This is a genomic window from Nocardia sp. NPDC049526 (assembly GCF_044465765.1).
GTDB lineage: Bacteria > Actinomycetota > Actinomycetes > Mycobacteriales > Mycobacteriaceae > Nocardia.
This window is the reverse complement of sequence record NZ_JBITMA010000010.1, coordinates 278,362-297,145: the sequence shown is the minus strand read 5'-3', so window position 1 is coordinate 297,145 and position 18,784 is coordinate 278,362. Positions and strand designations below refer to the sequence as shown.

General features: G+C 63.7%; 21 protein-coding genes. 12 read left to right on the top strand and 9 right to left on the bottom strand.

Going from position 1 to position 18,784, the window contains the following annotated elements; genetic code table 11:
• Positions 1 to 96: 96 nt before the first annotated feature.
• From ACIBW7_RS30350 to ACIBW7_RS30305, 10 genes are all read left to right on the top strand, one after another.
• Complete coding sequence (locus ACIBW7_RS30350) at positions 97 to 555, top strand: hypothetical protein (protein ID WP_397052224.1); 459 nt, start codon at positions 97 to 99, stop codon at positions 553 to 555.
• On the top strand, positions 552 to 1,199 hold the full coding sequence (locus tag ACIBW7_RS30345) for a hypothetical protein (RefSeq protein ID WP_397052222.1): 648 nt from the start codon (positions 552 to 554) through the stop codon (positions 1,197 to 1,199). The genes ACIBW7_RS30350 and ACIBW7_RS30345 overlap by 4 nt, the downstream gene beginning before the upstream one ends.
• A gap of 24 nt (positions 1,200 to 1,223) precedes the next feature.
• Positions 1,224 to 2,249, top strand: a complete 1,026-nt coding sequence (locus ACIBW7_RS30340; protein ID WP_397052220.1) for an ABC transporter ATP-binding protein — start codon at positions 1,224 to 1,226, stop codon at positions 2,247 to 2,249.
• Positions 2,250 to 2,316: 67 nt separating this feature from the next.
• Entirely contained in the window at positions 2,317 to 3,312 is a 996-nt protein-coding gene (locus tag ACIBW7_RS30335; protein ID WP_397052218.1) for a lytic murein transglycosylase, read from the top strand.
• A gap of 92 nt (positions 3,313 to 3,404) precedes the next feature.
• Positions 3,405 to 4,640 carry an enoyl-CoA hydratase-related protein gene (locus ACIBW7_RS30330; RefSeq protein WP_397052216.1) on the top strand — a complete coding sequence of 412 codons (1,236 nt, stop codon included), beginning with the start codon at positions 3,405 to 3,407 and terminating at the stop codon, positions 4,638 to 4,640.
• A gap of 2 nt (positions 4,641 to 4,642) precedes the next feature.
• On the top strand, positions 4,643 to 5,692 hold the full coding sequence (locus tag ACIBW7_RS30325) for a phosphotransferase family protein (protein ID WP_397052214.1): 1,050 nt from the start codon (positions 4,643 to 4,645) through the stop codon (positions 5,690 to 5,692).
• On the top strand, positions 5,689 to 6,660 hold the full coding sequence (locus ACIBW7_RS30320) for a hypothetical protein (protein ID WP_397052212.1): 972 nt from the start codon (positions 5,689 to 5,691) through the stop codon (positions 6,658 to 6,660). Before ACIBW7_RS30325 ends, ACIBW7_RS30320 begins: the two co-directional genes overlap by 4 nt.
• Positions 6,661 to 6,670: 10 nt before the next feature.
• On the top strand, positions 6,671 to 7,009 hold the full coding sequence (locus ACIBW7_RS30315) for an alcohol dehydrogenase catalytic domain-containing protein (RefSeq protein WP_397052210.1): 339 nt from the start codon (positions 6,671 to 6,673) through the stop codon (positions 7,007 to 7,009).
• A 48-nt stretch (positions 7,010 to 7,057) separates the two neighbouring features.
• Positions 7,058 to 7,270, top strand: coding sequence for a zinc-binding dehydrogenase (locus tag ACIBW7_RS30310; RefSeq protein ID WP_397052208.1), 213 nt, complete (start codon positions 7,058 to 7,060; stop codon positions 7,268 to 7,270).
• Positions 7,258 to 7,407: a hypothetical protein gene (locus ACIBW7_RS30305; protein WP_397052206.1), complete on the top strand. Its 150-nt coding sequence runs from the start codon at positions 7,258 to 7,260 to the stop codon at positions 7,405 to 7,407. The genes ACIBW7_RS30310 and ACIBW7_RS30305 overlap by 13 nt, the downstream gene beginning before the upstream one ends.
• A gap of 136 nt (positions 7,408 to 7,543) precedes the next feature.
• On the opposite strand, the gene ACIBW7_RS30300 is transcribed toward ACIBW7_RS30305, so the two are convergent.
• From ACIBW7_RS30300 to ACIBW7_RS30270, 7 genes are all read right to left on the bottom strand, one after another.
• On the bottom strand, positions 7,544 to 7,819 hold the full coding sequence (locus tag ACIBW7_RS30300; RefSeq protein WP_397052204.1) for a cytochrome C oxidase subunit IV family protein: 276 nt from the start codon (positions 7,817 to 7,819) through the stop codon (positions 7,544 to 7,546).
• Positions 7,816 to 8,475, bottom strand: a complete 660-nt coding sequence (locus ACIBW7_RS30295; RefSeq protein ID WP_397052202.1) for a cytochrome c oxidase subunit 3 — start codon at positions 8,473 to 8,475, stop codon at positions 7,816 to 7,818. Before ACIBW7_RS30295 ends, ACIBW7_RS30300 begins: the two co-directional genes overlap by 4 nt.
• The gene (locus ACIBW7_RS30290; RefSeq protein WP_397052200.1) at positions 8,472 to 9,212 is read right to left on the bottom strand and encodes a hypothetical protein; all 741 of its coding nucleotides are present in this window, start codon (positions 9,210 to 9,212) and stop codon (positions 8,472 to 8,474) included. The genes ACIBW7_RS30295 and ACIBW7_RS30290 overlap by 4 nt, the downstream gene beginning before the upstream one ends.
• A gap of 610 nt (positions 9,213 to 9,822) precedes the next feature.
• On the bottom strand, positions 9,823 to 10,299 hold the full coding sequence (locus ACIBW7_RS30285; RefSeq protein ID WP_397052198.1) for a TetR/AcrR family transcriptional regulator: 477 nt from the start codon (positions 10,297 to 10,299) through the stop codon (positions 9,823 to 9,825).
• 1,026 nt (positions 10,300 to 11,325) lie between these two features.
• The gene (gene lipB / locus ACIBW7_RS30280) at positions 11,326 to 12,012 is read right to left on the bottom strand and encodes a lipoyl(octanoyl) transferase LipB (RefSeq protein ID WP_397052196.1); all 687 of its coding nucleotides are present in this window, start codon (positions 12,010 to 12,012) and stop codon (positions 11,326 to 11,328) included.
• 127 nt (positions 12,013 to 12,139) lie between these two features.
• Entirely contained in the window at positions 12,140 to 12,334 is a 195-nt protein-coding gene (locus ACIBW7_RS30275; RefSeq protein WP_397052194.1) for a hypothetical protein, read from the bottom strand.
• Between the two features lie 217 nt (positions 12,335 to 12,551).
• Positions 12,552 to 13,523: an NAD(P)H-dependent flavin oxidoreductase gene (locus ACIBW7_RS30270; RefSeq protein WP_397052192.1), complete on the bottom strand. Its 972-nt coding sequence runs from the start codon at positions 13,521 to 13,523 to the stop codon at positions 12,552 to 12,554.
• 746 nt (positions 13,524 to 14,269) lie between these two features.
• Between ACIBW7_RS30270 and ACIBW7_RS30265 the strand changes: the two genes are divergently transcribed.
• Entirely contained in the window at positions 14,270 to 15,271 is a 1,002-nt protein-coding gene (locus ACIBW7_RS30265; protein ID WP_397052190.1) for an NADP-dependent oxidoreductase, read from the top strand.
• 358 nt (positions 15,272 to 15,629) lie between these two features.
• Here the strand turns inward: ACIBW7_RS30265 and ACIBW7_RS30260 are convergent, their stop codons facing one another.
• Entirely contained in the window at positions 15,630 to 16,484 is an 855-nt protein-coding gene (locus ACIBW7_RS30260) for an SDR family NAD(P)-dependent oxidoreductase (RefSeq protein WP_397052188.1), read from the bottom strand.
• Positions 16,485 to 16,650: 166 nt separating this feature from the next.
• Positions 16,651 to 17,895, bottom strand: a complete 1,245-nt coding sequence (locus tag ACIBW7_RS30255) for an NADH:flavin oxidoreductase/NADH oxidase family protein (RefSeq protein ID WP_397052186.1) — start codon at positions 17,893 to 17,895, stop codon at positions 16,651 to 16,653.
• A gap of 284 nt (positions 17,896 to 18,179) precedes the next feature.
• Between ACIBW7_RS30255 and ACIBW7_RS30250 the strand changes: the two genes are divergently transcribed.
• On the top strand, positions 18,180 to 18,755 hold the full coding sequence (locus ACIBW7_RS30250) for a TetR/AcrR family transcriptional regulator (protein WP_397052184.1): 576 nt from the start codon (positions 18,180 to 18,182) through the stop codon (positions 18,753 to 18,755).
• Positions 18,756 to 18,784: the final 29 nt, after the last annotated feature.

Here is an 18,784-nt window from a genome sequence, read left to right as displayed (position 1 = left end):
AAAGCTCGGGTGCAAGCCCCGAGTCGGGGGGAACTCGGCGCCGGCCGAGCGGAATCGCCTCGTGGGCCGTCGAGGCCATGGCTCGCGTGGGTGGTCGTGTTGTCGACTGTCGCCGTACTGGTTCTGGCGGGTGTGAGCGTGAAGTTCGGGCTCGATGTCCGCGATAACGCACGTGCCGACGAGCGCGATCACGCGGCGCTGGCAGCCGCGAATCGCATTGCCGTGCAGCTCGTCACTCTCAATCACTCCTCGGCCAAACAGAACCTCGACGCGATAGCCGCCGACTCGACAGGATCGTTCCGCGACCAGTGGAACAAGATCTCCGGCAACTTCGCCAGCGTGCTGCAGAACGGCAAGGTCGAATCCACCGGTGAGGTCAAGGAATCCGGCCTCGCCGATATCGATGACGCGCATGCCACCGTGCTGACCGCGGTCACCTCCACGGTCAAGAACACCGAAGCCCCTGAGGGACAGCAGCGGGTCTACCGCATGAAGATGACCCTCGACCACTCCGACGGCCGCTGGCTCGTCTCGAACGTGGAGTTCGTCGCATGACCACCGACACCGCAATCGCCGACATCGAGGCCCTCGGCGTGGCAGCTACCGCGATCGATGCGGAAAACGAAAAGCAGCACGAGGAATCGCCAGCCGGCGGGACGCACTCGGGCGAGCGAGTCGGGATTCGTCGCCGGATCCATCGGCTGTCGACATTGAGCCGCCGCTCGGCCATCGCGACCCTCTTGGTACTCGGACTGCTGGTGGGGGCGGGGACGGTGACCACGATCGTCTTCGCCCGGAGCGCGGCGGAGCACCGTGCCACCGTGGCAGCGACAAGCGCCGCGCGCGAGTCCGCGCAATCGCGTATCCCCAAGGTGCTTTCCTACGACTACAACACCATCGACATCGAATTCCCTGCCGTAGCGCAAAATCTGACCGGAAAGTTCCGCGACGACTTCGCAAAGCTCGGCACGAGTGTGATCATTCCTGCCGCACACCGCGATTCGATCGTCACGAAGGCCACGATCGTCGGCGCCTCGGTGGTATCCGCCGACAGCGACAAGGTGACGTTGCTGTTGTTCCTGAATCAGGAGACCACCAGCACCAAGTACCAGGGACCGCGGCTGGATGGCAGCCGCATCCGGGTAACCATGGCCGATGCTGCGGGGACCTGGCTGATCTCCGACATCACACCCGTCTGACAGTAACCCGGAAAGGAATTCATCATGGGCGTGGAGGTCAGGACCGAGGGTGTTACCAAGTCTTTTGGTTCACAGCGTATTTGGCAGGATGTCTCCCTGACGCTGCCCTCGGGTGAGGTCAGCGCGCTGCTCGGCCCCTCGGGTACCGGTAAATCCGTCTTTCTGAAGTCGCTGATCGGTCTGCTGCGCCCTGAGCGCGGCTCCATCTTTATCGACGGCACCGATATCACTACTTGCTCCAATAAGGAGCTCTACGAAATCCGCAAGCTGTTCGGTGTGCTGTTCCAGGACGGCGCGCTGTTCGGCTCGATGAACCTGTTCGACAATGTCGCGTTCCCGTTGCGTGAGCACACCAAGAAGTCCGAGTCCGACATCAAGAAGATCGTGATGGAGAAGCTCGAGCTGACCGGTCTGCTGGGCGCGGAGGGCAAGCTGCCCGGTGAGATCTCCGGTGGTATGCGCAAGCGTGCCGGTCTGGCCCGTGCGCTGGTGTTGGACCCGCAGATCATCCTGGTCGACGAGCCCGACTCGGGTCTGGACCCGGTGCGTACCTCGTATCTGTCGCAGTTGCTGATCGATATCAACGCCCAGATCGACGCGACGATCCTGATCGTGACCCACAACATCAACCTGGCGCGTACCGTGCCCGACAACATCGGGATGCTGTTCCGTCGCTCGCTGGTGATGTTCGGTCCACGTGAGGTGCTGCTGACCTCGGAGGAGCCGGTGGTCAAGCAGTTCCTCAACGGCCGGATGATCGGTCCGATCGGTATGTCGGAGGAAAAGGACGAGGCGCAGATGGCGCGCGAGCAGGCCCTCGTGGACGCCGGGCACCATCATGGTGGCGCCGAAGAGGTCGAGGGCATCATTCCGCAGATGCGGGCCACTCCGGGTATGCCGGTGCGCCAGGCCGTGATTCGCCGCAAGGAACGCGTCCGCTCTATCCTGCACACTCTGCCGCCGGTCGCGCAGGAAGCGATTCTGGCGGATATTGATCAGGTTTCCGATTCGCCGACCGCCGTGCTCGAAGGAGTCGGCCATGTGCAGTGAACCGAACCCGCACTATCGCGCCGCCTCGCCGCGCTGTGAACACAAGGCCGAGACCAGGTGAGCTGCGATGGCTTTGCACCGCGTCACCCTCGCCGCGTTGAGCATTGTCGGCGTATTCATGTCCACCTCGTCGATGGTGAGCCCTCCGCATAGAACCGAACTACTTGCACTGGGGGATTCGGCCGCAGGGAAGCAGACCGAGCCGAGCCCGAGTGTGGGAATTGTGCCCGCGGTGTCTCGGCCGATCCGCCCGCATGCGGTGCCCGCCTCGGACTCCAGCGAACTCATGTCCAGGCCGTCGATCGCCGTCGAAATGGCGGCGGAACCGAATCTGCCTACTGTGCGGGGAATCCCGGAGACAGTGCTCGCGGCCTATCGCAATGCCGAGCTGAATATCGCTCGCTCCGAACCGAATTGCGGCCTGCCGTGGAATCTACTGGCCGGAATCGGACGAATTGAATCGGGCCATGCCAGCGGCGGCGATGTCGACGCGCACGGAACCACCGTCAGACCCATTCTCGGACCCGCGCTCGATGGCACGCTGCCCGGCAACGAAACCATCGCCGATGGGCGGGGCGGATTTGTCAGGGCCGTCGGCCCGATGCAATTCCTGCCGAGCACGTGGGTCGCCTGGGGCAGCGACGGTGACGGTGACGGTTACGCCGATCCGAACAATGTGTTCGACGCGGCCCTGGCCGCAGGGCGATATCTGTGCGCGGGCGGCACGGACCTGCGCGATCCGGACCTGGAGTTACACGCTGTCCTGCGTTACAACAACTCGATGTCCTATGCCTCGGATGTGTTGCGCTGGTCCGCCTTCTACGGGGGAGGTGGCGGTATACCGCTGCCGTCGGCCGTACCGGCTCCATTGCCGTCCCCGCAATCCGACGCCGACCAACCGCAACCGGACGCTACCCAGCCCGCGCCGGAATCCCAGCCAGCCGAGCCGGAAACTCCGTCGGAGCCCGGACCTCCGGTTCAACAACCGCCGATGATCATCATCCCCGGTCTGCCGCCGATTCCCTGTGGCATCCTGTGCCCACCACCGGCCGATCAACGCTGACGGACACAGGTGGCCGCTTGACCGGGTAACCCGACATGGCCTACGGTTTTAAATCTATATTAGAAGAAATTTGCTGAGAGCTGGGTTCGACGATGAACGCTGAAAGCGATGGTTCGACGTCTCCGTTGCCGGAGCGCGAACGGGACGCGGCCAAGGAGTTGGCGGCCGACTTGTACAACGCCTTGGCAGCGGGGGATCGGGAGCGATTGGTCGCCCTTCTGCACCCTCGATTCGAAGGACGGACCACCGAGGGGCTCCCATTCGAACTCGGCGGTGTCTATCGCGGGCCCGACGCGATGCAACGGGATTTCTGGGGTCGCATCGCCAAGCACTACACGGCTCGGGCGGTGCCGACGCGATTCAACTGGCTCGACGATGGGCGCCTCGCGATCACCGGCCGCTACACCGGCAACGCACGCGTCGGGCACGGCAAACTGGACGCGGAATTCATCCACATTCTGACATTTACGCAGGGCCGGATCAGCGGGCTGATCCAACTCACCGACAGTGAGCGATGGCGTGAGGCCCTGACCCCGGACAGTGGTCTGCGCGCGGTCGAGTTCTCGGTGACGCACGGGATAGCCGTTCTCCGGCTGAACCGGCCATACCAGCGCAATGCGATCGACCAAACGATGGCCGACGATCTGTATGAGGCCGCGCAACGTTGCGCCGCGCGATCGGACCTGCGGGCTCTGGTGATACTGGGCAATGGCCGGACTTTCACTGTTGGGGGAGACATCACGGTCTTCGCCGACACCGAACCGGAAGAACTGTCGACAACTCTGCGGCGGATGGTGACGCCGTACCACGAAGCCCTCCGGATCTTCGCTGAGCTGCCGGCGCCGGTCGTGACCGCCGTTCATGGCTCCGTTGGCGGTGGTGGGCTCGGCATGGTCTACTGCGCCGATATCGCGCTCGCTGCGGAGGAAACGAAGTTCGCGACGGGATTCTCGGCGCTGGGACTGTCCGGTGACGGCGGCACCTCGTGGTACCTGCCCCGCCTGGTCGGGATGCGCCGGGCGCAGGCGCTGTATCAGGGCCGCGTCCTCGATGCGCGCGAAGCCCGCGAGTGGGGCTTGATCTCCGAGGTCGTCGACCCCGAACAGCTCGAGGAGATCGCGCTGAACCGGGCCGAAACCCTGGCCTCTGGACCGACGCGTGCCTACGCGGAAGTCCGTACCCTGCTCCGGAATTCCGAATCCTCGACGCTGTCCGAACAGCTGACCGCCGAAATCGACGCACTGGCTCGCACTGCGGCGACGGTGGACGCAGCTCGGGCGGTACGCAGTTTCATCACGAAATCCAAGCCGATCTTCGAGGGCAGGTAGCGGTGCTGAACACGAAAGCCGGACGGGCAGAACAGCTTCAGAAATGGCTGGCGGAGCGCGCCGACGTGAGCGGCGCGCTGCGGATCGAGCGCATCGGCTTCGGCCAGTCGAACATAACGAGCTTGATCAGCGACGAGTCGGGAGCCGGCTGGGTGCTGCGCGAGCCGCCGCCGGGCGGACACGACCCGACCGCGCACGATGTGCTACGTGAGGCGCGGATCCTGAACGCACTGGCCGACACGGGTATTCCGCTCCCAACGGTGATCGGTACGGACGATACGAGCCCGTTCTACGTCATGACCCGGATGGCCGGTGCGCCGCTGGAGTCGGAGTCCGATGCGGCGGAACTGAGCCCGCAGCAGCGTTCGGCGCTGGGACGGCAGGTGATCGAGGTGTTCGCGCACCTGCACTCGCTCGAACCGGCGGCCGTCGGTCTCGACGACCTCGGACCCGACACCGGATATCTGCCGCGGCAGATGCGACGGGCGGTCCGGAACTGGACACAGTGGGGTGAGCAGACCGCGCACGATCGGATCTGGCAGTACGTCCGGTCATTGCTCGCGGACCGGGTGCCCCGGCAGCAGCGGACGGTGATCACGCACGGCGATTATCGGCTGTCGAACCTGCTCGTCGACTTCGCCCGGATCACTGCGGTACTCGACTGGGAACTGGCGACTCTGGGTGATCCGCAGGCGGATCTGGCCTGGCTGCTCGACGACTGGCGCGGTCCCGACGAACCGCAGATCATCATGCCGAGCCCGACGCGCGCCGGTGGCTTCCCGAACCGGGCGGAACTGATCGAGATGTATTGTGCGGCAACCGGTCTGAATGTGGATTCGATCGACTACTATCGCGCTTTCACGCATTGGCGGGCGGCGACATTGCTGCAAGGCGTTCTGCTGCGACGCCGATCGGGAGCCATGGGCGAACACGGTTCGCTCGACCTCGTCGAGCTGGATTCGACCATCGGCTATCTGCTCGAGGAGGCGGCCGCATTGATCCACGGCGGGCGCCCCGGCAGGCACCGGAAAGGCCAAGGAGATTACCAATGAAGCCCGAAGACGATTACACGCATCCGGTCGGGACCGAGCCCAACTTCAATGAATCCATGTACTTCCATTTTCACTCGCCGGGAAATCGGATCAGCGGATTCGTGAGATTGGCCAACCGCCCGAACGAGGGCCGCGGCGAGCGGACGATATGCCTCTACCTGCCTGATGGGAGTGTGGCCTTCGGATTCGCGCGGCCCGAGGCGACGACGAACGAGAAGATGTCGGGCGCCGGTCTCGAGTTCCACGTCGAGGAGCCGTTCACCACACTCCACGCCACCTTTCGCGGGGAGGTGAACCTTCTCGACGTGCCCGAAATCCTTTCCGACCCACGCAGACTCGCCAGCACGCCGCTGGTCGAGTGTGCTGTGGGTCTGACCTTCACTCGACTCAGCGAACCCTATGCGCAGAACTTCGATGGCGACGGTCCCGCTTTCGCTCCGAACCACTACGAGCAGATTATGGCCGTCGCGGGATCGATCACCGTGGACGGCACCGTGTTCGAGATCGCCGGCGCGGGATTGCGCGATCACTCGTGGGGCCCGCGGTCATGGCAAGCGCCTTGGTTCTATCGCTGGCTGCACGGATCGAGTCCGCAGTTCGGGTTCATGGGAGCGTTCTTCGGAGTCGAAGACGGCGAGCCGGTGACGGGCGGATTCGTCTGGGATGGCCGAGATGTGCACCGCTGCACCGACGTGCGCGTCAGTACGGAACGGGGTGAGGACCACACGCCGCGCCGCATTCGGGCAGAGCTCGTCGCCGCGGACGGCAGGAGCTGGCGCATGATCGGCGATGTCGGTGCCACAGTGCCGCTGCGGCACCGCAAACGTGACGCCTCGGGCACCGAGCAGTTGACCCGAATTCTCGAAAACCAGACTCGATGGATCACCGACGACGGTACCGAACTGTTCGGTATGAGCGAATATCTGGATCAGATCGTGAAGGACTCTCCCGTGGGTCTCGGTGTCTGAGGTTCCACTCATGGCGGCCGTGCAGGCGACGGATCTGACGGGGCCGTCGGCCCTGCACGTCACCGCATTGCCGGTGCCCGTCGTCCATGACAAGGTCCTCGTCGCCGTCCGCGCGGTGGGCGTCAACTTCCCCGATCTGCTGATGACGCAAGGGAAATACCAGTTGCGCGCGTCGCCGCCGTTCGTCCCTGGCGTGGAAGTGTCCGGTGTCGTTGTCTCCGCACCTGCCGGAGGTGCCGTATCCCAGGGCGATGAGGTGGTGGCGTTCCGCCCGGAATTGGGCGGGTACGCGGAATTCGTTGCCGCCGCTCCCGAGATGGTTACCGTGAAGCCGCCCGAACTCGATTGAGGCGAGGCCGCCGCATTGCCGGCGAACTTCCAGACGGTGCATTTCGCGATGACGCGCCGTGCGGACGTCCGTCCAGGCCAGAGCGTACTCGTTCTCGGTGCGGCCGGCGGCGTCGGCACCGCCGCGATCCAGATCGCAAAGGCACTGGGCGCCACCGTGATCGCGGTGGCGCGTCGGCAGGGTGTCGCACAGCAACTCGCCGCGCTCGGCGCTGACCATGTGGTCGCCCTTCCGCTTTCGCGGAGTCGATGGCTGCCCTGAGCTACTTGGTCGCGTCGGGATTGCGGCCATATGTGAGCGCGCGCTACTCGTTGGCCGACGCAGGCGTCGCGTTGACCGCGCTCGAACAGGGATCGATCATCGGGAAAGCAGTCATCGAATCACCTGTCCCGAGATGACGATACTGCTCGCCCTGTACGCGGCCCTACTTCCTCATCGTGGCCGGTACGGTGACAATGGTAGGGGTGATGTCGCATCGGCGGGAGCGGCGGAACAAGTGGCGTTAGCCGCCGCCCCCGCGATCACATGCGTGGTTCAGAAAACCGACAGGATTACGGCGGCTGCGCCGACCACGACGACCCAGCACTCGAACGCCCGCCGCAGCGCCCGGGGCGCCGATCGCAGCTCCATGAATTCCGATCCGATGAAGAACGCCTTGGCGAACGCGATGGTCACCGCGCTCGCGGACGCGAACTCGACGCCTATAGACGCGAGTGGGTGATCGACGCCGAACCACCACGTCACACAGGTAGCGGCGACCAGGCCGATCCAAACCCACGTCGTCCTACTTGGGATATCGAGTGCGTTCATGCGAAACATTCCACGTAGAGGAGTGTGAAGATCACGACCCACAGCAGGTCGACCATGTGCCAGTACACGGCGGCGATCTCGGGAAACCGACCGGCGCTGGTCGCGCTCCGGTCGGAGCGGCACTTCTTGCGCCACAGCGTCACCAGAACTGCGCCTATCAGCACATGCAGTAGATGAATTCCGGTCAAGACGAAGTAGAACGTCCAGAACATGTTGCTGGTGACGACGTGGCCCGACGTGATCGCGGTGCTGTACTCGACGAGCTTCAATGCGGCGAACACTGTGGCGCACCCCAGAACAGCGACCAGCACGGCGCGTGCTTTCGACGTCGATCCCCGTCGGTGCGCGTGCAATGCGATGACGACGAGGTAGGAACTCAGCAGGAGCACAAGAGTGTTGACGGCGCCGATCGAGCGATGAAGGTGCGCGGCCGACTCGGCGAAGGCCAGCCGATCGCGTCGGTTCTCCCACAGGAAGACGGCGAAGAAGAGACCGAACAACGTCATGTCGCCGAGGATGAAAACCCACAGTCCCAGCTCGCCCGGTGTATCGCCATTGCCGGGTTGTTTCGGGGTATCGACCGCCGACCGCGGTTCGCTCTCGTCCCAGACAAACGCGGGGAGCTCGACAGCGGCGAAGGATCCTGCCGCTGTCACGCGGTTGCCCGCGCCGGTTCGCCGAGGGCCGCGTCGAGCGTGGAATTCGCTTGGCGGACAGCGAAACACATCCCGACGAGGAATGCGCCGTACGCGCCGAGAGCCAGCCAGAACACGAAGATGCCGTTCCATGCGAACGGGCCGGACAGGAAGAAGTACGCGAGCACGTCGGGAACAAACGCGAAGGCGACCCACAGATTGAGATAGCCGCTCCAGCGCGGGAAAATGGCGTGCTTATCGCTCAGCACGGCGGTGCCGATCGCGACGTTTTGAATGATGAACGGCATGATCGGCGTGAACAGGATCATCCAGGTGATGTCGTTCATCAATTGGAGGGTCTGCGGATCGCGATCACTACGAAATGCCATGAGCGCGAACAGCATCTGCGGAATTGTGTTGATGATGACTGTGACCGCGGCGGCGATCAGCTGAACAAAGGTCAGTAGCGGCGTCCGCCCTTCCATGCGCAGCATATGCATAGAGATGAGCGCCAACATCGGCAGCATCAACGCCACACCCACCGAGGCTGTGACAAAACCGATCATCACCCGGGTCGGGTCTTCGGTGTAGAAGCGCATGACCTCCTCGGCCGAAGCCGACGGGCTCAGCGGTACCGGAAGCATGCCCGCGATCGCCCATCCGATGAGGGTGACTATGAGCGCTGCGGGCCCGCCCAGCGCGCAGATATTCCTGACTCGAGCGTTCATGAGCATCCTTCGGTGCGGGTCGACGGTCAACCGTCGACTGCTTACAAAAATAATCTATATTAAAATAATCACCGATTCTAGGGGGAAGGCTACTGTCGCTGAAAGACTGGGAACGCGATCTCTGGAGCGCGTCAGTTCGGCGAGCTTGCGGTCCTGCCGCGAAGTCCTCGGCAAGTGCACCCGCGGTGTGATCGCTGGTTTGGTCGCATCCATGATCAATGTGAGGTATCTGCGCCACTCGTCATTCGACTCGGTTGCCTGCAATACGCCGACCAGCATGACCGGTAGGGCGGGGATGTCGTCGGTGTCGAGGTCGGCTCGCTCTCGTTCCGAACGGGCTGACGGTTTCCGCGTCCTCGAACTGGGGACGTTGGACGCTTGGCACGGCGGCGACGGCCTGAGTTGGCGTCCGTAGCTAAAGCGGTACGGAATGGCCAGTGCGACAACGATATTCGGTACCCGGCCAGATGTCGGGTAATCTTCCGGTAGGCGGTAGGTCAGCGGTTGTCAGGCAGGGAATCGCGGACGCCGGCGGCATCGAGGAATGTGCTGGCGGTCGCGACGGCGAGACTGTAGAGACGCTGTGTCTGTACGACAGACCTGGCGCTGGCTCCGTCGAATATGAGGGTCAGCTGTCTGGCTAGCTGGGCCGGGTCGGCTGCGCCGCTACGTTCGGCTTCCTGTTGGAAGAACGCGTCAGCTTGTCCTTCTGCCAAGGGGCGACCAGGCTCGCCGGATGCTCGGGTGACTTGACTTGGACCGCCGCCGCGACGAACGGACAGCCACGGAATTCGTGCTGCTGCTCTAGGGCTTCCAATCGTTCGAAGACATGCAGAATCCGTGTTCGCGGCGGGCGTTCGTCGTCTTCGGCTGGTAGCAGTGCGGCCTGATAGTCGTGCGCCGTGCGTTCCAGCAGACTGGCCGCCACCAGATCATCCTTGCTGTCGAACAGCTGGTACATCGAACGTTTGGATACCCCGGCGGCGCGGCACAACATGTCGACGCCGATGTGGACGCCCTGTTCGTAGAACAGCTGCGCGGCGGTGTCGAGTAACCGGTCGCGCGTCGAGGTGGCGCCAACGGCTGCCACCCGTGTCGGCGTTGTCGGGTCGGTCATAGTCACAGACTGCCGAGTAACTTGCGGTTCGAAAACCGATCTGTTTTCCTGGCATTGGAAACAGATCGGTTTTGTAACACCGCCGATGGGCAACGGACCGGAGATGATTTCCCAAGCGTCGCAACAGTTTTGTGCAGGGAGGGCGGGGCTTGTTTACATTCTGCCGGGTAGGCCGGTGTGGGAAAAATTCACCCATCCCTCCGTTCTTAGCGGAACGCAGAATTGGGGTACCAGCGACTCCACATTGTACCTCAATGAGGCTATCGTGCCGACGATTCGGGCTGCTCGTGAGTACGGTCTCGCGTAGCGCCAGATCACTGATCAGATGAGCAGTACTCGGCCGCGGGTCAGATGGTCTCTGCATGATTGTGAACAGACTGGCTGCTACAAACGCGAACGTGACCGCGGCACCCATCGGGGCAGGCGATCGTGTGTAGGGTGATCACACACGTTCGCGTACACAATTGTACGGCAACGGATTACGTCAGGCAGGAAGCATGCCCTCACCTCGCGTTTATCGGTACAGCGACATACGCAGGCGGACAGCAAATTACGTCGCTTGGCTCACTGTTAATGCCGGTTGTGGGTTTGAGTAGCGCAGGGGTGCGGGATTCGATGCGATTACCTGGGGCGGGTCATTCGACCGATCAGACAGAGAGCGCACGGGAAAACTCCTTTGCAACAAGTGGATTGGCGGCAGACTTCCTGGTGAGAGCGCGTGGCCCGATACGCGGGTTGGACTTGGATGTGCTGCGAGTACGACGTGAGTAAGAAGATCGACGGCGGCAGAATCTGCAGGCGGGCCTGAAATTCAGGCGGCCGCCATGTCTTAGCACCGTTCTCTGCGGACGGATCGATCCCCGGAAGTCGGTGAACGACTAGTTGTGTTGTCACATCCTAACCTGCGGCTGTTTTGGTCCGACTCGGTGAATCTGGCAAGGGCTCACTGATTCTGACGATTCCGGGCATGTTTGTGGCGAACGGCGCAGGGAAACCGGCTGAACGGCAGCGTGTTCTGCGACCGAGTTACTCTTCTGAAGTCGCCCCGCTGATAATCCTTGCTTCGAATGCTGTGGCGACCGCCATCGCGACCTTATCCAAAGTGGGCGCGGGTTGGTTGGCCAGCTCGCGCTCGACCGATGTCATGTCCACATCCGACATCCCGCAGGGGATGGCCATCTGCCACGGGCCCAGGTCGCCGGCGACGTTGATCGCGAATCCGTGTGTGGAGACGTTGCGGCCCACCCGCATGCCGATCGAGGTGATCTTGCGACCGGTTCTACTCGTCCACACCCCGGTCAGTGGCTCGGAACCAGGTGGTGTTTCTCGGCGTTCGGCGGCGATGCCGAGCGCGTCCAGCGTCGCGATCATCCTGTACTCGACCTCGCGGATGTAATCGACGACACCTTCGCCCTGACGCAACTTGACCACGAGGTAACCGACCAGCTGCCCAGGACCGTGATAGGTGAGCTGCCCGCCGCGATTGGTCTCGATCACCGGGATGGCGGTCCCTGGTGCGGGCAGATGGGCCTCGGGGGTGCGACGGCCGATAGTGAATGTCGGCTCGTGGCTGAGCAGCCACAGCGTATCTGGTCGGCGGTCCTCGACACGCTCCTGCCACAGTGCCTGCATCCGGTCCATGGCGGTCGAATACTCGATGAGGCGATCGGTGTCGTCGATCAAGGCCAAGGGGCGAGCTTTCACGATCTTCATGCTTCCAAACATCGGTCGGCGCAACAAATATTCGCTGACAACCAGAAACGACTCACATCGACGTGAGACGCCTTGCTGATTCGAGCGGTGGACAAGGAAAGGGCGCGCTGTGACAGCGCACCATCGGTCATGCTGTATCGCGCAACGACACCTGCGATAGTCCGCCCCAGCACAGTGCGACGACGGTGGCTATCGCATCGGTCTTCGGAACGGAGCGACCTGTATCGAGCCAGTACTGTGCAGCGAGTTGGCTGGCGCCGACCAGGCCTACGGCGAACAGGCGCGCCTGGTGCCGGTTGACCGGCACATCAGGTTCGGCCACCGGGTGGTTGGAGCGGAATGGTCGTCCGTCGCGCGACGCTGGCTTTTCACGGCGGAACGCACCGATACCGGTGTCCGGTAACGTTTTTCGCGAACTTTCTGCTGTGCTTCTCGGGCTACTTCCGGTATGGCCGCGGCTATACTCCGAAATTCCCTGGGGAGGAGTGCTTGCGCGGTCGAATCCGCCTGCGGATCCGCCGTCAGGATCCTGGGCTCTTCTAGAGCTGCCTGAGGCGGGCCTTCGCATCGGCGTACTCACGGGCAAGTCGGTCGACCACGTCGGCCACGGGCGTGACGGCGGTGCTCGCGCCGATGCCCTGCCCCGAGCCCCAGATGTCGCGCCACGGCTTCGCGCCCTCTCCGAGAGTGTCGCCGGTGCCGAAATCCATTCTGGACGGGTCGGATTGGCCGAGATTGTCGGGGTCCATTCCGGCAGCGGCGATGCTGTTTCGGAGGTAGTTTCCATGGACTCCGGTGAACAGGTTCGAGTAGACGATATCGGCGGCGGTCGAGTCGATGATCATTTGTTTGTAGCCGGGGACGGCGTTGGCCTCGTCGGTGGGGATGAAGGCGGATCCGATGTAGGCGAGGTCCGCCCCGGCGGCTTGGGCAGCCAGGATGGAGCGGCCGTGGGCGATAGCCCCCGAAAGCAGGAGCGGACCGTCGAACCAGGCTCGGATTTCCTGAACCAGTGCGAAGGGGGATTGCGCGCCGGCGTGCCCGCCCGCGCCGGCGGCGACCGCGATGAGGCCGTCGGCACCGCGCTCGACGGCCTTGCGCGCGAACACATTATTGATGACGTCGTGCAGCACGATGCCGCCGTAGGAGTGCACGGCCGCATTGACGTCCGGCCGCGCGCCGAGCGAGGTGATCACGATCGGCACCTGAAAGTCGACCAGAGTGGCCAGATCTTCTTCGAGCCGGTTGTTGCTTTTGTGCACAATGAGATTCACCGCATACGGAGCGGAGAGCTGATCGGGATTGTCGGCATCGTGTTTGGCCAAGTCTTCATTGATCCGCACCAGCCATTCCCGCAACTGTGACTGGGGTCGCGCGTTGAGCGACGGGAACGAGCCCACGATCCCAGCCCGCGATTGCGCGATCACCAGATCCGGTCCGGAAACGATGAACATGGGGGACGCGACCGCGGGCAGGCGCAGGCGTTCGGACAGGATGGGCGGCAGGGTCATGGACGTTTCCTTCAGTGGGCGGGGTACTTCGCGCATGTCGCGCAAGGGATAACGAGCCACCCACAGCGCTTCGGGTGGCGATTCGGGCGACGCAGAGCTTCACGAGCTCTTGGCGGACCTCGCCCGAGGTCTGGGAGTGCGACCGATCCAGGATCGACTGGAATGCGGTATCGCCCAACCCGAATCGTCCAGAACCACTGGTAGTGGCCACCGGTTGTCACGACCGTGCTGCGGCTCCGGGATGGATGCCCGGAGCGAGACCTTGTCGATTTTGCCGACCGCGTTCTTGGGGATGGCGTCGACCACGATGGACGAGGTCGGATGTTCAATAATGAAGTTACAGACCTAACATAACGAAGTTACAGGAAGCGTGGCAATAGCCGCGAGTGCGGGGTCGGGCGGTTGCGGGGTCAGGTGTAAGGTTGCCGATGTCTCCGGTGGCCCGGCTACGGCGATCCCGGCGCGAAGGGGCAAGAGCGGACTTCCCATCGGACTTTCAGGCAATGGGACCGAGCGCAGGCGACCTCGCAACCATCGAGTTCGCGGCACTGCTCGGCCAAGAGCTGGCCGGATACCTGGCGTCACCCGCATTCATCTAGGTCGATTACACGTTCGGCAACATGATGGAGGCCGCCTTGCACCTGACTGAATAACGAAGTTATACTTACTGGAGTCGGCATCAGGACGACGCTACATCGCGAGGTCACACCGGTGCCTCCAACCGAGTCGCTGAGGAAAGGGCAGACATGAAGGCATTCGTCGTCGCGAAGTACGGCAAAGACGGGCTCCGCGCCGCCGAGGTAGCCGAGCCGAAGGTTGGCAAGAATGACGTCATGGTCCGGGTGCGGGCTGCCAGCATCAACCCGCTGGACAAGATGGTCCGCAACGGTGAGTTCAAACAGCTGCTGAAGTACAAGACCCCCTTCGTGCTCGGCCACGACGTCGCCGGCGTGGTGACCAAGGTCGGTGCGGGCGTCCGCGACTTCAAAGTCGGCGACGAGGTGTACGCACGCCCCCGCGACCTGCGCATCGGGACCTTTGCCGAGTACATCGCGATCGACGAGAGCGATGTCGCGCCCAAACCGGCCTCACTCAGTGTGCAAGAAGCCGCCGCCGTTCCCCTGGTCGCACTCGCCGCCTGGCAGATCCTGGTCGAAAAGGCTCAGGTCAAGCCCGGGCAGAAGGTCCTCGTCCACGCGGGCGCCGGAGGCCTCGGATCCACCGTGATCCAACTCGCCAAGCATCTCGGGGCGTACGTGGCGACCACCGCCACCGGCGCCAGCGAGAAACTCGTCCGCGATCTTGGCGCCGACGTCGTCATCGACTACACCAAGCAGGACTTCTCGCAGGTCGTCTCCGGCTACGATCTCGTGCTGGATTCGCTCGGCGGCGAGAACCTGTTGAAGTCGCTCACCGTGTTGAAGCCCGGCGGCCTGGCGATCGGCGTCGCGGGCCCTCCCGATTCCGGATTCGCAAAGCAGCTCGGCGCCCCCGCGCCCTTCAAGCTCGTGATGTCGTTCCTGAGCCGCAAGGTCCGTGCGGCCGCGAAGAAGCTCGGTGTGCGCTACTCGTTCTTCTTCATGCGGGCCAGTGGTGCGCAGCTCCGCGAGCTCGGCGCCCTCTATGACGCGGGTCATCTCCGTCCGGTCCTCGACTCGACCTTTGCGTTCGATAAGACCCTCGACGCGCTCGCCTATGTCGAGAGCGGCAAAGTCAAAGCCGGCAAGGTCGTCATCACGCTCGACTGATGCTAGAAGGACCTGCACGACGTCAATCCTGAAAGGCCGCCTCGACCGGCCGGTACCGCTGGCGGTTGGGGCGGTTGTGCATGTGCTGACCATCGCCCCCCGGGAGGCCCGGAGCCAACGGCCCCACTGTCGGCTGGCCTGATGGGGCCGACTTCACTGGCCATGCTCGCACTTTTCTTTGCTCTGAATGCCTACTCGATCGGCTGATTGATCGCGGCGTCGATCAGGCTGGGCCCAGCTGTCGGTATGCGAAACGTGTTCCGCCGATATCGATAGTTCTGGTTGGTGCGTCTTTGTATGTGGTCATAGGTCACTCCTCACTGGTGGCCGTCGATGGCTACCTCTCGTGTGCTGCCGATCAGGTCGTCAAGCGATCCTGGCCGTGTCGGACATCCAGCTCCCGCACGATGCTCTGGGTGCCCGCATGTCGAGACATGTGCGCGTCCATGGCAGGGCCGAGCACGCCGCGCAGCGAGGAGACCGCCGCCCAACGGCGTGGGCGGACCACACGACCATTGCGGCGGGCAATACCTGCGACGATCGCCCTTGCGGCCTGCTCGGTGGTGATGCGTTTGTGCAGAACGCGCGGCAAGGTGTCGAGCAGCGCCGTAGCCGCGGGGTCGGCATCGACGCTGCGCCGGATCATGTCCGTGTCGATCATCGCGAAATACGCCGTCGTCACGCTGACGTCATAGGCCGACAGTTCGACGCGCAGTCCGCGGCCCAACTGCTCGATCGCCGCCTTACTCATGGCGTAGGGAATCGTTCCGACGCCATTGAGGTAGGCGAAGACGGACGACAGCAGCACAACGTGTCCGCTGTTGTCGATGACGCTGGGCAAACAGGCGTGGACGGTATTGAGCGCACCGCGGATATTGACGTCGAGCAGCCGGTCGACGACTCCGGACGATGATGCGCGCAGGGTCGCTCCGCGTGCTGCGACGCCCGCGTTGGCGATGACGATGTCGATCCGGCCGAAGTGGTCGAGAACCTTGTCGGCGGCTTCGGTCATATCGGAAAGCCGCGTGACATCGCCGGACAGCGTGATCATGCGCGGCTCTTCCGGCTGCACGGTTTCCGGGAGATCGACGATCGCCACGGCTGCGCCCTTATCGATCAGGCGCTGCGCGGTCGCGGCGCCCACGCCTTTCGCGCCGCCGGTGATGACGGCGACTTTCCCGACGAGTGATGACCTGCTCTGCCTACCGAGCACAGCAACTCCTTTGTCGCAGCGATGGTTTCGACTTCTTAGGTGCTGGTGTCAGCCTGCCGACTGCGGGTATTGCGTCGCGATGTCCCCGGCAAGCCCTGTCTGGAGATGTCATCGGCCAGTACTTCGTCTGCCCTGGTCTCGCTGCCGAGGAGTACGAGCGCGCTGGCTAGAGCCCGCGCTTGCTTCCGAAAGATGCCCGGCCGTTCCGGCGCAGCAGCGCGAGAGCGGTGGCGATGCGTCCCCGATTCAGATCCGGCGCCAGACCGGCGCCCACACGATGCAACTGGTCGGTGTGCCAGCCGAGATCGAGGAATCCGTCGAGCCCCTTGAGATCGGTGATTTTGCCCAGGACGCCGCGCATGCCGGCTTGCACCCGATGCGCGGTGAGGGCTGGTGCTCGCCCCGCGAGGATTACGTCGGCGGCGTCGGTCGTCGTCGCGGTCGGTCGGCCGATGCCGACCACATCGCACTCTCCGGAGTGGACCGCATCGTCCATCGCGGCGCGGGACCGGAAACCGCCTGTGACCGCCAGCGGGATGTCGCCGACGAGGGCGCGAACCGTGTGGGCGTACTCCAGGAAGTAGGCCTCCCGAGCCCGGGTACTGGCCGCGGCCGTGCCCATCATGGCCGGCTCCTCGTAGCTGCCACCGCTGACCTCGATCAGATCGAGGCCCTCGCGCGCCAATGCCGCGATGACGTCGCGGGACTCTTCCTCGGTGAACCCGCCGCGCTGGAAGTCGGCAGAGTTGAGCTTGATGCCCACCGCGAAACCCGGTGACACCCGCGCGCGGATGCGGCGCACGACCTCGAGTGCGAAGCGCATGCGTCGTTCGGGGTCACCGCCCCAGTCATCGTCGCGTTGGTTCGACAACGGCGAAAGAAACTGTGCCACAAGGTATCCGTGCGCGCCGTGCACCTGCACGCCGTCGAAACCCGCGGTCTCGCACACAACTGCCGCAGCCGCGAAACGCTCGATGATGTCCTCGATCTCGGCGGGCGTCAGCTCACGGGGTGTAGTTGCGCCGGGCATGTTGAGCGGGATCGGGCTGGGGGCGACGGGGGTGTGCCCGAGAGCGAGCGGGTTCGACTGCCGTCCCGGGTGGTTGAGCTGCACCCAGATCGGGACACCCGCATCCTTCGTCGACTTGGCCCAGCGGGTCAGTGCGTCGAGATCGCGCTCATCCTCGATGACGACGTTGCCGGGCTCGCCGAGTTGCGTGCGATCGACCATGACATTGCCGGTGATGAGCAAGCCGTACCCACCTTGGCTCCAGGTCGCGTAGAGCTGTTCCAGGCGGCCGTCGGGCGAGTTCTTCTTGTTGCCCAGCGCTTCGCTCAACGCGGCCTTCATGATCCGATTGGGCAGCACCTGGCCACAGGGCAGTGTCAGCGGGTCGTGTAGGGAGCTCATAGCGGTATTCCTTTCGGCTGGTCGGCCTCGAGCCGGATTCGTTTGCGCGGATAGAGGCGCGGCCCAGCTGATGGCCTTTGCGGGGTTCGGGTCGAACCTGCGGTTCGGCTGGACAAAGGGTTGCGCGCTATCAGGTGGTCGACCACCTCCACTGCTTGCGGATGAGCGCTGCTGGCTTGCTCTCGCCGATCGACGCCTATCCGCATTGGATTACGATCATAATATAATCTAGTGAGAGCGGCCAGGGGCAAAATGGTTGTCCTGGCGTCGAAGGAGTGTGTGGGATGCGCTACGGGAGTGAGCACAAGGAAGCGACGAGGCGTCGGATCATCGAGGCGGCCGGTCGTCGGTTCAAGCGCAGCGGCATCGATGGCTCGGGGGTCGCCACTCTGATGAAAGATGCGGGGCTCACCAACGGCGCCTTTTATGCGCATTTCGCGTCCAAAGACGATCTGGTCGCGAACGCGGTAGCCGATCAGCTGCGTGAGCAGAGGGCGAGCATCGGTGCACAGGTGCGAGACCGAGCCGGACTGGAGCAGTTCGTGCGTTGGTATCTTTCGCCGGACCACCGCGACAGTCGCGCGGACGGCTGTCCCTCGGCTGCGCTGCTCGATGAGATCGGGCGTTGCTCGGATGCGACGAGGCGGGTGTACACCGACGGCGTGTTGGTAGTCATCGATGACATCGCGGCTCTGCTGTCGCCGGATGATCCAGGATCGGCACGCGTGTCGGTGCTCGGTGTTTTCGCCATGATGGCCGGTACGCTGCAGCTTTCCCGCGCGGTCGACGATCGTCGACTCGCCGACGAGCTGCTGGATCAGGGCATCCGGAATGCCCTGGCGCTGTTGGGCACCGCATAAAAGTAACCCGCCGCAGGAGATTCCGCGGC

Bases quoted from the DNA above. Each gene is read 5' to 3' on its own strand.
- ACIBW7_RS30335 (WP_397052218.1), top strand. From the start codon at position 2,317: ATGGCTTTGCACCGCGTCACCCTCGCCGCGTTGAGCATTGTCGGCGTA.
- ACIBW7_RS30330 (WP_397052216.1), top strand. From the start codon at position 3,405: ATGAACGCTGAAAGCGATGGTTCGACGTCTCCGTTGCCGGAGCGCGAA.
- ACIBW7_RS30345 (WP_397052222.1), top strand. From the start codon at position 552: ATGACCACCGACACCGCAATCGCCGACATCGAGGCCCTCGGCGTGGCA.
- lipB (WP_397052196.1), bottom strand. From the start codon at position 12,012: ATGAAGATCGTGAAAGCTCGCCCCTTGGCCTTGATCGACGACACCGAT.
- ACIBW7_RS30285 (WP_397052198.1), bottom strand. From the start codon at position 10,299: ATGACCGACCCGACAACGCCGACACGGGTGGCAGCCGTTGGCGCCACC.
- ACIBW7_RS30340 (WP_397052220.1), top strand. From the start codon at position 1,224: ATGGGCGTGGAGGTCAGGACCGAGGGTGTTACCAAGTCTTTTGGTTCA.
- ACIBW7_RS30310 (WP_397052208.1), top strand. From the start codon at position 7,058: ATGACGCGCCGTGCGGACGTCCGTCCAGGCCAGAGCGTACTCGTTCTC.
- ACIBW7_RS30265 (WP_397052190.1), top strand. From the start codon at position 14,270: ATGAAGGCATTCGTCGTCGCGAAGTACGGCAAAGACGGGCTCCGCGCC.
- ACIBW7_RS30255 (WP_397052186.1), bottom strand. From the start codon at position 17,895: ATGAGCTCCCTACACGACCCGCTGACACTGCCCTGTGGCCAGGTGCTG.
- ACIBW7_RS30250 (WP_397052184.1), top strand. From the start codon at position 18,180: ATGCGCTACGGGAGTGAGCACAAGGAAGCGACGAGGCGTCGGATCATC.
- ACIBW7_RS30305 (WP_397052206.1), top strand. From the start codon at position 7,258: ATGGCTGCCCTGAGCTACTTGGTCGCGTCGGGATTGCGGCCATATGTG.
- ACIBW7_RS30315 (WP_397052210.1), top strand. From the start codon at position 6,671: ATGGCGGCCGTGCAGGCGACGGATCTGACGGGGCCGTCGGCCCTGCAC.
- ACIBW7_RS30270 (WP_397052192.1), bottom strand. From the start codon at position 13,523: ATGACCCTGCCGCCCATCCTGTCCGAACGCCTGCGCCTGCCCGCGGTC.
- ACIBW7_RS30320 (WP_397052212.1), top strand. From the start codon at position 5,689: ATGAAGCCCGAAGACGATTACACGCATCCGGTCGGGACCGAGCCCAAC.
- ACIBW7_RS30300 (WP_397052204.1), bottom strand. From the start codon at position 7,819: ATGAACGCACTCGATATCCCAAGTAGGACGACGTGGGTTTGGATCGGC.